Consider the following 11,684-nt stretch of genomic DNA (forward strand, 5'->3'; position numbering starts at 1 on the left):
GGCTGGACAGCTCTGCGACCATTGGGACCGTGAGTACCGATAACCTGCCGACTGGCGTGCCTTCGCGCGTACCCGGCATCTCGCCGAGACAGCAACAGCGGGTCTTTGCGCAGTCCACCAAGCTGCAAGACGTCCTGTACGAGATCAGGGGTCCGGTACACGCTCACGCCGCCCGGCTGGAGGCCGAGGGGCACCGCATCCTCAAGCTCAACATCGGCAACCCGGCACCGTTCGGTTTCGAAGCGCCCGATGTCATCATGCGCGACATCATCCAGGCCCTCCCGTACGCACAGGGGTACTCCGATTCCAAGGGCATCCTCCCCGCGCGGCGCGCAGTGGTCACCCGCTACGAGCTGGTCGACGGGTTCCCCTATCTGGATGTCGACGACGTCTTCCTGGGCAATGGAGTGTCCGAGCTCATCACCATGACCACTCAGGCGCTGCTGGACAACGGCGATCAGGTGCTCATCCCGGCACCCGACTACCCGCTGTGGACGGCCGCGACCTCACTCGCGGGCGGCACCGCGGTGCATTACATGTGCGACGAGACCAACGGCTGGATGCCGGATCTCGAGGATCTGGAATCCAAGATCACCGAGCGCACCAAGGCTCTCGTCATCATCAACCCGAACAACCCAACCGGCGCGGTGTACACCCGCGAAATCCTCACCCGGATGGTCGATCTGGCACGCAAGCATCAGCTGCTGCTCTTGGCCGACGAGATCTACGACAAGATCCTCTACGACGATGCCGAGCACATCAGCGTCGCGTCACTGGCCCCGGATCTGTTGTGCTTCACGTTCAACGGCCTGTCCAAGGCATACCGGGTGGCGGGCTACCGGTCCGCGTGGCTGGCCATCACCGGTCCCAAGGACCACGCGGCCAGCCTGCTGGAGGGCGTCAACCTGCTGGCCAATATGCGCTTGTGTCCAAATGTGCCTGCCCAGCACGCGATTCAGGTGGCCCTCGGTGGGCATCAGAGCATCGACGACCTGGTGCTGCCCGGTGGCCGTCTCCTGGAACAGCGCGATGTGGCCTGGACGAAGCTCAATGAGATTCCCGGGGTCTCCTGCGTCAAGCCGAAGGGTGCGCTCTATGCATTCCCGCGGCTCGACCCCGAGGTGCACGAGATCCACGATGACGACCAGCTGGTGCTCGATCTACTGTTGAACGAGAAGATCCTGCTGACGCAGGGCACGGGCTTCAATTGGCCTGAGCCCGATCATCTTCGGATCGTCACGTTGCCGTGGGCACGTGACCTCGCGGTCGCCATCGAGCGGTTGGGCAACTTCCTGGTGAGCTATCGCCAGTAGCGTCCCCGGCGCACCACGTCAGGCGTGCGTCAGCTCGTCCACACGCTTACCCAGGCAGAACACTCGCCATCCGGCATTTACCCATTTGGCGTTATCCAGGCAATTGCGGCCGTCCACAATCACTTTGGTGCGCACCACCTTGGCCAGCTCATCGGGATCGATATCGACGAACTCCTGCCATTCGGTCAGCAGCAGGACGGCATCGGCACGGTCAGCGGCCTCCAGCGCAGAGGTGGCGTAGTTCAACGTCGGGAAGAGCCGCCGGGAGTTCTCCAGCGCCTTCGGGTCGTAGACGTTGACCGCCGCACCGTTGAGCTGCAGGAGGCCCGCAACATTCAGCGCTGGAGAGTCGCGGACGTCATCGGACTCCGGCTTGAACGCCGCACCCAGCACCGCGATATTGGCGCCGAGCAGCGATCCGCCGCACGCCTTGGTGGCGAGCTCCACCATCCGGGTGCGCCGCCGCATGTTGATGCTGTCGACCTCGCGCAGGAAGGTCAGGGCGTGGCTGGCGCCCAGCTCGCCGGCGCGCGCCATGAATGCCCGAATGTCCTTGGGCAGGCATCCCCCGCCGAAACCCAAGCCCGCGTTGAGGAATCGGCGACCGATGCGCGGGTCGTGCCCGAGCGCGTCGGCCAGCGTGGTCACGTCGGCGCCCACCGCCTCGCACACCTCGGAGATGGCGTTGATGAACGAGATCTTGGTGGCCAGGAAGGCGTTGGCCGAAACCTTCACCAGTTCGGCGGTTTCCAGGTCTGTGACGATGAACGGGACTTCCTCGTCGAGGATCGGCCCGTACAGCTCGCGGACAAGCTTCTCGGCGCGATCGGAATCCCGCTGCACGCCCAGCACGATGCGGTCCGGGTGCAGGGTGTCCTTGACGGCGTAGCCCTCGCGGAGAAACTCCGGGTTCCAAGCGATCTCGACGTCCACGCCTTCGGCCGCGAATCCATCTGCCCGCTGGCTTAATTCGCGCGCGGTGCCGACAGGGACCGTCGACTTACCGATGATGACCGCCGTCCGGGTCAGCAGCGGGACCAGGGTGTCGATCACCGAGTGGACGTGGCTCAGATCCGCCCCGTATTCCCCCTTCTTCTGGGGCGTACCGACACCCAGGAAGTGCACATCGGCGAATTCGGCGGCCTCGGCGTAGCTCGTGGTGAAGCGCAGCCGACCGGCTGCGATGTTGCTCTGCAGTATCTTTCGCAGACCCGGCTCGTAGAAGGGGATGTCGCCGCCCGAGAGTTTGGCGACCTTGCCCGGGTCGATGTCAATGCCAAGCACCTCGTGGCCAAGCTCGGCCATGCAGGCGGCATGGGTGGCTCCGAGGTACCCGGTTCCAAAAACGGTGCATCTCATACTGTCTATATAGGCCTACAGGGTTAGCAACCTGGATACGCCGCACCATCGGTGCCCTAACGCCGGATGTACGGCGAAAAGCACAGTGAATTCAGGATTTAGCGGATATTAACGCCCGCCAAACGGCCAGGGGAATCCCGAGTTCGATCCACCACTGGATCCGCTGCCGGAACCGCCCCCGTGCGAGCCACCACTATCGCCCCAACCGCCCCGTGACCCGCCGCTATCGCCCCGGCCGCCCCGCGAGGAACCGCTGTCGGAACCACCACGAGAACCGCTGTCAGAGCCGCCGCGGGAAGACCCGCTGTCTCCCCAGCCCCCGCGGCTGCTGCCGGAGTCGTTGTCACCCCAGCCACCACGACCGGAGCTGCTGTCGGAGCCTCCGCGCGAGCCGCCGCGGGAGCCTCCCGAGGAACCGTTATCGGAATCGCCGCCCCCGATGGGTGGCAGGCCGGGAATCGAAATGATGGGTGGCTGCTGCGTCTGTGTCGGCGGGGTCCACGTCTGAGTGGGAGGCGACCACGTCGGGGTGTAGGTGGGCGGTGCGTAGGTCGGCCGGGTGCGCGGCGGCGGCCACCACGGATTCTCCTGGCGCCTCGGCTGTTCCCAGACCGGCGGGAACAACGGAATCGGCACCGGCACGATGGCGGGCGGCGGTGCGACCGGCACGGGCTCCTCCGGGGCCGGTGCCGCCGGCGGTGGTGGTGGCGCCTCCGGCGCGGGCGCGGGTGCCTGCGGAGCGGGCTGGACGGGGGCGGCGGGCTTGACTGCCGCAGGCGCGGGGTTGTGTTGCGGAGCCGGCGCCACCACCTGCTGTACGGGGGCGGGTGCGGGCACCTCGACGGGTGCCGGTGGGGGTTGCTTGGGCCCCTCGGGCGGTAGGGCGTTCTGCACCGGGTTCTGGACGACGGCGCGGTCCGGCGAGGACGGTCCCTGGTCCACCGTGGAGCGCACCGTCACCGTCAACGAGACGGCAAGCGCTATCGAGCAGATGCCGAAAACCAGCAGCAGCGGCGCACCGACCAGCAGGAACGGTTTACGCTCGGCCGGTTGGTCATCGAAGTCCTCGAGTTCGCGCAGCTCGGTCTTCGCGTCCCCGAACCCACCGGCACTTTCGGTGACCACTGTGCTTGCTCCGGGGTGCACAAAGCCCGACCCCGTCGGCCCCTCCAGCGAGTAGGCCTGTCCCAAAAGCGCGGTACTGGCCTCGAAATCCGGTTCCTGTGCCGACGCCAGCGCGGCGCCGCGGGCCAAGGCCAGTTCGGGCTGGTCCGGGGCGTTCACCGGAAGGGAGATCGCTTCTCCCAACGGATCGGTGAGATCGGAGACGTCGGTGCCCAGGCCCAGCAAGAACACCCCGTCGGGTGCGTTCTCCTGGCCCTTGAGCGGATTCACCAGGCTTGCCAAGACCCCGGGGGTGACCCCGGTGATGAGCGGCTCGCTGGCCAGACCGACGATCGATCCGTCGGCGGAGTCGACCACGGCGAGGGTCGCGTTCTCCGGTTCGATGACCAGCAGCGCCGACTTCTCGTATCCGGTGACATTGCTGGCGGCCTTGGCGAGTGCACCTCCGGCATGCAGTGCGGAGAAGAACTCGACACCGTCGATCCCGCGGCTGGCCAGGGAGTCACGTAGCGCGGCGGCCTCGGCGTGATCGCTCCACACCACACCGGTGGAGATCAGCTGATGACCCCCGTCGATCATGCCGTCGCGGGTGCCCACTATCGCGGAAAGCACCTGGTCGCTGGCGCTACCTTCGCCCTCGGAGACGATGATGGTGTCGGTGTCGACGATTCTGCCGTCTGCACCCGCGCCCTCGACGAGCACCAGCCGGGCAGTCGTCGGTGTCATCGAGACACCAAGTACGACGTCCACGTCAGATCCTCCGCTACCAATCGACCGTCACACGATCAACGCGTCAGGGCCACCAAAAAGTTCAAATTGCCGCCGATTGTGTATCGGCCATGCCGGCTGACGCGTTACCCCGGCTAGGGGTTGATGAAGTTCTGGTAGGAGCGCGACGGGGTCGGACCGCGCTGCCCCTGGTACTTCGACCCTACCCCCGCACTGCCGTACGGATGTTCGGCCGGAGACGTCAGGCGCAGCAGACAGAGTTGCCCGATTTTCATACCCGGCCACAGCGTGATCGGCAGGTTGGCGACGTTCGAAAGCTCCAAGGTGATGTGTCCGGAGAAACCGGGGTCGATGAATCCCGCGGTGGAGTGGGTCAGCAGGCCCAGACGTCCCAGCGAGGACTTTCCTTCCAGCCTTCCCGCGAGGTCATCGGGTAGCGAGCAGATCTCCAGCGTGGATCCGAGCACGAATTCGCCGGGATGCAGCACGAACGACTCCCCCTCGCCCGGCTCGACCAGACTGGTCAGCTCGTCCTGGCGTTCTTTGGGGTCGATATGCGTGTAACGGGTGTTGTTGAACACCCGGAACAGGCTGTCGAGTCGCACGTCGATGCTCGACGGCTGGATGAGGGTGGCGTCGAACGGGTCGATGCCGAGGCGTCCGGCGTCAAGCTCGGCACGGATATCGCGATCGGATAGCAGCACCCGGCGAGCGTACCGATGAGCCGCTTGTGCGAAGCGGCTCGGGCCGGGTGGCGTCGAGCGGGACCGATGCCCGCCGCGACTATCCCTTGATGGCGATGACTGCGCCCGGTCGTAGCCAGCCGATCAGTCGGACAAGTGCGGCGTCATCGAGCGTCACGCAACCGCCGGAAGGTCCGCCGTCAGATGCATGCACAAAGAACGCCGATCCGCCGCCGGGTTTGTGCGACTTGTTGACGCCCATGACGATCGCGCGCGAGTAGCCGTCGAGCTCCTCGCTCAGCGATGTGTCGAATGTGCAGGTGGATTCCGCACACCGCTGGTGGGTGTTGTAGCCGGCACTGGCCGGATCGCCATCCCACCAATCGTCGGCGTCGACGTGCAGGTAGTCCAGGCTGCGGGCCACCGACGGTTCGGTACCAAAGGCGTAGTCAAGGCTGAACACACCCGTGGGGGTCGCCGGGCTGTCATCGCTCGCGGTATCCGCGAACCCGGCCGCCCCGATATCGGAGGGGATCTCCTGCTCGACGGGTTCCCAGGTGTCACCCGCACGCTGCCAGATGCCGATAACCGCCTTGGTGCCACCTGTCCCTTGGACCGACACCACTTGCGCTGCGGTACCGACGGACTGTGCGAACCACGGCGGTGGCGTGGCCTGCGCCGCAGCGGCCGGAACCACCGCGGCTGGCTGCACCCCGGGGCCGGTCCCGCATGCCGCAGCCAGCAGCACAACGCTCAACGGCAGCAGGCGGATTGCGGACACCCAACCATGGTGATGGCTCAACCTGGAAAACGCCTGTTAGTAACTAACCTTTAACGGCAATAACCGCTCCCGGCCGCAGCCAGCCGATCAACTGGACCAGGGTGGCGTCGTCGAGAGATACGCAGCCCGCGGTCGCGCCGCCGTCGGTGGTGTGGACGAAGAAGGCCGAGCCGCCGCCGGGGACTCTGTCCTTGTTCACACCCATGACGATGGCGTGCTTGTACTGCGGGATCGGGAGGTTCTCGCTCTGCGAGGTGTTGAACGGGCACTCGGCCTTGGCGCACTGCTGATGCGTGTTGTACGTGGGGCTGTTGCTATCCCCGTCCCACCAGTCGTTCGGTCCGACCTGGACGTAGCGCAGCCCGCTCGGGGGCGGCGGTGCAGTACCAAAGGCCCAGTCCAGCGAGTAGACGCCGTTGGGGGTGGCCGACGCCCCTTCGCGTGCCTTGTCGATGAATCCGGCCGAGCCCACATGCGCAGGGATTCCCGTGGACACGGCCTTCCATTCGTTGCCGCTGCGCTGGAACACGTCGATCTTGGCCTTGGAGCCGCCAGCGCCGTTGACCGCGACCACCTGCGTCGCGTTGCCGACGGACTGGGCGAACCAGGGCACGAAGGGCTCAGCGGAGGCGGGGGGTGCGACAAGCACGGTGGCCAGAGCAAGGAGGGCGGCGCATGGCAGCGTCAGAAGACGGAACACGACTCCATCCTGGCCGATGTTGTTCTCCAGCCCGTCAAGGTTGGGACACGGTTACGCCACAGACCGATCGGTATACTTCGGCGATGGACGCTGAGCTCGAAGAATGGAAAGCCGCCGGGCATTACTTCGACTATTTGGGTTTCGACATCTTCTATCGCGTCGAGGGCAGCGGGCCTCCCCTGTTACTCGTTCACGGCTATCCCTTCAACTCATGGGATTGGGCCCTCATCTGGCCGAAGCTGGTGGAGCGGTTCACCGTCATCGCCCCAGACATGATCGGAATGGGCTTCTCCGACAAGCCCGTTCAGTACGGATACTCGGTTCTCGATCACGCCGATATGCATGAGGCGCTGCTGTCCTATCTGGGCATCGAAAGGGTGCACCTGCTCACCCATGACCTGGGGAACTCGGTGGGCCAGGAATTGTTGGCGCGCTTCGAATTCGAGGAACAGTCGCGGGGTCGGGTGCCTATTGATTCGGTGACATGGCTCAACGGCGGCCTTTTCATCGAGGCCTATCGCCCCCGGATCGTACAGACGTTGATGTCACGAACACCGTTGGGCGACTTGACAAGCAGATTCCAGGGCACGCCGCTGTCGCGCCGCATTCTGGATGCCGCCGTCAGCGAGATGTTCGGCCCCGACACCAAACCGTCGTCACGGCTGCTATCTCTCTTTCAGCAGGTGCTGGAGTACAACGACGGCGCGCGCGTCACGCATCAGGTGGGCCGGTTCATCACCGACCGGTACACCAACCGGAGCCGATGGGTGCGTGCCATGCGCGAAACCGGCGTACCGATGCGGCTGATCGACGGGCCCATCGACCCGAACTCCGGACGGCATATGGCCGAGCGCTATCTCGAGGTCATTCACGACCCCGACGTGGTGCTACTTGACGACAACATCGGCCATTGGCCGCAGATCGAGGCGCCCGAGGCGGTGCTGACGCACTTCTTCGAACACATCGACCGGGTGACTACTTAGGCGGTGCCGGCGGGGCCGTGTCCAGGTAGGACGAGAAGGTCGCGTAATTGCAGCTGGCTTCACCGGTACCGGTCGTGCTCTGGCAGACCACCTTGTCGTTCAGATAGATGCGGACCGTGACGGCCGCATCCGGTGTCGAGCCGGAACGCCAGTCGGCCTTGACCTCCGCGTGGTTGGGCTTCTTGGCGCCACGGGACAGATCGCCGACGGTCGCGTCCACCTTCCACGGCAGGGTGACATTGTCGGTCGCCTGCAATTCGGTGCCGTCGTAGTACTGGACATTGGCGGTGGTCGCCGTCGACGAGACGATCTCGTAGGTCACCGTCTTGTCGTCCGCGTGTGCCGATGCCGGGAAGCTGAGCGCCCAGGCTGAGGCCACGGCGGACGCGGCGAGTAGTTGACGGACGGTCATGGAACACCTCGTGATGTCAGTTCGGGTTACAGATGGTTAGGCAGGTTACAGCGATTTCTGGGCGCCAGCTGAGGCCGTGATCGAGAGCACTTGTCCGGCGAATACTTGAGCAAATCCCTCTCCGTCCGGACTATGGGGTGATGAGCAACGAGGGGGGCGCCGCGCTAGTCGGCGATGAGGGCGAGGGCCACGTGCGGCCGGGGTGGGGCACCGCGACGCTGGTCGCTTTCCGGTTCGGGACCTGTTACTTCGGCGCGTTCGGCCTGGCGGTAGTGGTGGGGCTCGTCCCGATCATCCTGGCGGGCATTGGAATCGACGGGCCATGGTCGGCTATCCGCGGACTGTTCCACGCGGTCCGCGCGCCCATCGCGTGGATCGGAGAACATCTGCTCGGCCTGAGCGTCCAGAGCACCCAGGTAGGCAGCGACAGCGCATTCCAATGGACGGCGCTGATCTGCATCGCCGCTTTGGCTGCCATCGCGACGGCGATCTGGACGGTGCTCGACCGAAACCGGCAACACTACGACCGCCTACAGGCATGGGTCTGGACGGTCCTGCGGCTTGTGCTCGCCACCGCGATGTTCTATTTCGGGATGGCGAAGGTAATCCCGACGCAGATGCCCTTCGTGCTCAACCGGCTCGTCGAGCCGTACGGCAACTTCAGCCCCGCCGGAGTGCTGTGGGCGCAGGTAGGAGTGTCCCAGCCGTACCAAATCTTGCTCGGTCTCGCCGAGGTACTCGGCGGTCTGCTCCTGCTGCTGCCCCGAACCGCCGCTGCCGGGGCCCTCGTGTGTGTCGTCGACCTGACACAGGTCTTCATCCTCAACATGACCTACGACATCCGCCTCAAAACGGTGTCCTCACAGCTGCTGCTGTTGAGTCTTTTCCTACTGGCTCCCTACGCACGGCGGCTGTTGACGGCCTTCTTCACCGATCGCGCGGTTCCAGCGGCCACGACAATGCAGCTGTTCACGCACCCTCGGGCCAACCGGATCGCGCTCGCCGCACAGATGTGCGTGGGCCTGGCGCTGCTTGCCGCGTTCGGCGGGCAGGGATGGCAACAGTTCACCAGACCCACACCCAACCTTTACGGCATCTGGCAGGTGGAGACCTTCTCCGCCGAGGGCTATTCCCGCGATCCGCTACTAACCGACAAGATCCGTTGGCGCAGAGTGATATTCGATAAGCCATTCCATGTGTCCGCCCCGGTGATGGTGACGGTGCAGCGTATGGACGATTCGTTCGAGGTCTTCGGCGGCACCATCGACACACGGAAACACCTCATCGATCTCACCCACCAAATCGAGCTGGGCACCTACCAGGAGAGCCCGGTGCGGATCAGGCTGACGTACTGGTGGCCGGGGCAACCGAACCAAATGATCGTCGACGGCGACGACTACGCGGGGCACACGATCCATCTGCGCGTCACCAGGATGGACCCAAACTCGTTCCCACTCGTGGAACGCGGCTTCAATTGGGTGCAGGAAGCGCCCTACAACCGGTGATCTGATAGAACCAATACATGGCGGCAGTGCCACTGACCGAACTGATCGAATTACCGGGTGGGTCATTTCCCATGGGCTGCAACACCTTCTACCCCGAGGAGATGCCCGAGCGCATCGCTTCGGTCGATGCCTTCGCGATCGAAAGCCACCCCGTCACCAACGCTCAGTTCGGCGAGTTCGTCGCGCAGACCGGGTACGTGACCGTCGCCGAAAGGGCCCCGGACCCAGCCCTCTACCCCGGTGCCGCGCCCGACGATCTCGTACCCGGGGCCATGACATTCCGCGCGACGGGCGGCCCCGTCAATCTCCGCGACTGGCAGCAATGGTGGGACTGGGTTCCGGGCGCCTGCTGGCGGCGCCCATTCGGTCCGGACAGCGATATCGACTGCGCCACAGATCATCCAGTGGTGCAGGTGGCCTACACCGACGCGGTGGCCTACGCCCGCTGGGCGGGCCGGCGGCTGCCTGCCGAAACCGAATGGGAGTACGCCGCACGCGGCGGCAGTGCCACGATCTATGCCTGGGGCGATGAGGTGGCCCCGGACGGGCAATTGATGGCCAACACCTGGCAGGGCAAGTTCCCGTATCGCAACGACGGGGCACTGGGCTGGCGCGGTACCTCTCCTGTAGGCACCTTCCCACCCAATCGGTTTGGCCTTGTCGACATGATCGGCAACGTGTGGGAATGGACGTCGACCCGTTTCGAGCCGGGGGTGGCCGCGCCGAAATCGTGCTGCAGCCCATCCAACGACCCGGATCCCTCGGTGAACCAGACGCTCAAGGGCGGTTCGCATCTGTGCGCGCCCGAGTACTGCCACCGCTACCGGCCCGCCGCACGCTCACCACAGTCGCAAGACAGCGCGACCACCCATATCGGTTTCCGCTGCGTGGTCGACCGGTCCTAGTGGGCCCGTCGCCGCCACTTGTGCCAATAGGGCACTCAGCCGGTACGGTCGTCCCAACCAGCACATTTGTAGCTCGACACGACAAGCGGGCCCACTGACTTTATGGGGAGGAACGGTATGAAGCGCGATGTTCGAGCCCAGCTCAACGTGGACGTCCTGGCGGCATCGACACTGGAGTTCCAGATCGCTGTGGCGCCGTTACCTGGCGCCCAGGTAACGGAGAGCTTGTCGCTGGAGCTGAACGGACAGCAGGTGGAGGCCCAGGAGGTCGCGGGCGAACACGGCAACCGCATCCACCGACTCTACGTCGGTGGGGGCAATCTCAAAGTCTCTTATGCGGCAACCATTCTCGGACAGGCCGACGAAGTACCTGTCGAGGCCGCGGACCTGTCGACGTACTTGCGCCCGAGTCGTTACGCCGAGGCCGACAAGTTCTATGGTTTCGCGGCAACAGAATTCGGTGAGCACACCGAACCCCGAGTTCTCTTGGAGAAGGTCTCGTCCTGGGTCGGTGCACGTCTGACGTATTCACCAGGATCGAGTGACCCCATCGACGGTGCCGTCGATACCCTCTTGGCGGCGGCGGGAGTCTGCCGCGACTATGCACACCTGGTGGTGGCGCTGTTGCGAGCCGTCAAAGTGCCGGCCCGGCTTGTTGCGGTGTACGCGCCGGGCTGTGATCCCATGGACTTTCACGCAGTCGCCGAGGCCGTCGTCGACAACCGATGGCGAGTAGTGGACGCCACCTGCCTGGCACCCCGAGAAACAATGGTTCGGATTACCACCGGACGGGACGCCGCCGACACGGCATTCCTCGACAACCACGGCGGACAAATCGTGTTGAACGAAACGTTCGTTACCGCCGTGGTTGACGGTGAATTACCCGAGGATCACATCGATCAACTCATCTCGATGCGATGACACCCGGGCAAGCAGCCGGAAGCGCTAGGCGTTCCCGGTCAACTTGTCCTTGAGGGCGTCCACGCCTTCTTTGAGCTTGTCCGCCGCATCGGTCACCTTCTGCTTGACCGCGGCGATCCCCTGATCGACCTGGCCTTCGGCCTTCAGATCTTCGTCACCGGTCGCCGCTCCAACAGCTTCCTTGGCACGGCCCTTGAGGTCATCCGCCGTGTTCTTTGCGTCGTCAGCAATTCCCATGTGTTTCAACCCTTTCTGTATTCCACCCTAG

12 protein-coding genes are annotated in these 11,684 nt (G+C 64.8%); 5 read left to right on the forward strand and 7 right to left on the reverse strand.

What is annotated here, in order from left to right:
• Positions 1-2 precede the first annotated feature (2 nt).
• Positions 3-1,313: a pyridoxal phosphate-dependent aminotransferase gene (locus MLB1_RS08145; RefSeq protein WP_180749762.1), complete on the forward strand. Its 1,311-nt coding sequence runs from the start codon at positions 3-5 to the stop codon at positions 1,311-1,313.
• A gap of 18 nt (positions 1,314-1,331) precedes the next feature.
• On the opposite strand, the gene MLB1_RS08150 is transcribed toward MLB1_RS08145, so the two are convergent.
• From MLB1_RS08150 to MLB1_RS08170, 5 genes are all read right to left on the reverse strand, one after another.
• Positions 1,332-2,672, reverse strand: a complete 1,341-nt coding sequence (locus tag MLB1_RS08150; protein WP_180749158.1) for a UDP-glucose/GDP-mannose dehydrogenase family protein — start codon at positions 2,670-2,672, stop codon at positions 1,332-1,334.
• Between the two features lie 108 nt (positions 2,673-2,780).
• Complete coding sequence (locus tag MLB1_RS08155; RefSeq protein WP_180749159.1) at positions 2,781-4,547, reverse strand: hypothetical protein; 1,767 nt, start codon at positions 4,545-4,547, stop codon at positions 2,781-2,783.
• Between the two features lie 113 nt (positions 4,548-4,660).
• Positions 4,661-5,230, reverse strand: a complete 570-nt coding sequence (gene dcd / locus MLB1_RS08160; RefSeq protein WP_180749160.1) for a dCTP deaminase — start codon at positions 5,228-5,230, stop codon at positions 4,661-4,663.
• 79 nt (positions 5,231-5,309) lie between these two features.
• Positions 5,310-5,990 carry a L,D-transpeptidase family protein gene (locus MLB1_RS08165; RefSeq protein ID WP_180749161.1) on the reverse strand — a complete coding sequence of 227 codons (681 nt, stop codon included), beginning with the start codon at positions 5,988-5,990 and terminating at the stop codon, positions 5,310-5,312.
• Positions 5,991-6,033: 43 nt separating this feature from the next.
• Entirely contained in the window at positions 6,034-6,690 is a 657-nt protein-coding gene (locus MLB1_RS08170; protein WP_180749162.1) for a L,D-transpeptidase family protein, read from the reverse strand.
• Positions 6,691-6,773: 83 nt separating this feature from the next.
• On the opposite strand from MLB1_RS08170, the gene MLB1_RS08175 reads away from it, so the two are divergent.
• On the forward strand, positions 6,774-7,673 hold the full coding sequence (locus MLB1_RS08175) for an alpha/beta fold hydrolase (protein WP_180749163.1): 900 nt from the start codon (positions 6,774-6,776) through the stop codon (positions 7,671-7,673).
• Here MLB1_RS08175 and MLB1_RS08180 read toward each other — a convergent pair.
• Positions 7,666-8,085 carry an MmpS family transport accessory protein gene (locus MLB1_RS08180; protein WP_180749164.1) on the reverse strand — a complete coding sequence of 140 codons (420 nt, stop codon included), beginning with the start codon at positions 8,083-8,085 and terminating at the stop codon, positions 7,666-7,668. The two genes, MLB1_RS08175 and MLB1_RS08180, sit on opposite strands and share 8 nt — an antisense overlap.
• Positions 8,086-8,225: 140 nt before the next feature.
• Between MLB1_RS08180 and MLB1_RS08185 the strand changes: the two genes are divergently transcribed.
• The 3 genes from MLB1_RS08185 to MLB1_RS08195 all read left to right on the forward strand — a co-directional run bounded on the left by MLB1_RS08185 (position 8,226) and on the right by MLB1_RS08195 (position 11,416).
• Positions 8,226-9,590, forward strand: a complete 1,365-nt coding sequence (locus tag MLB1_RS08185) for a DoxX family protein (protein ID WP_219602595.1) — start codon at positions 8,226-8,228, stop codon at positions 9,588-9,590.
• Between the two features lie 17 nt (positions 9,591-9,607).
• The gene (locus MLB1_RS08190) at positions 9,608-10,495 is read left to right on the forward strand and encodes a formylglycine-generating enzyme family protein (protein WP_180749165.1); all 888 of its coding nucleotides are present in this window, start codon (positions 9,608-9,610) and stop codon (positions 10,493-10,495) included.
• Between the two features lie 117 nt (positions 10,496-10,612).
• Positions 10,613-11,416 carry a transglutaminase family protein gene (locus MLB1_RS08195; protein WP_180749166.1) on the forward strand — a complete coding sequence of 268 codons (804 nt, stop codon included), beginning with the start codon at positions 10,613-10,615 and terminating at the stop codon, positions 11,414-11,416.
• A gap of 24 nt (positions 11,417-11,440) precedes the next feature.
• Here MLB1_RS08195 and MLB1_RS08200 read toward each other — a convergent pair whose 3' ends face one another.
• Positions 11,441-11,653, reverse strand: a complete 213-nt coding sequence (locus tag MLB1_RS08200) for a CsbD family protein (protein WP_180749167.1) — start codon at positions 11,651-11,653, stop codon at positions 11,441-11,443.
• Between the last annotated feature and the right edge of the window lie 31 nt (positions 11,654-11,684).

It is taken from the genome of Mycobacteroides sp. LB1 (assembly GCF_013449725.1).
GTDB lineage: Bacteria > Actinomycetota > Actinomycetes > Mycobacteriales > Mycobacteriaceae > Mycobacterium.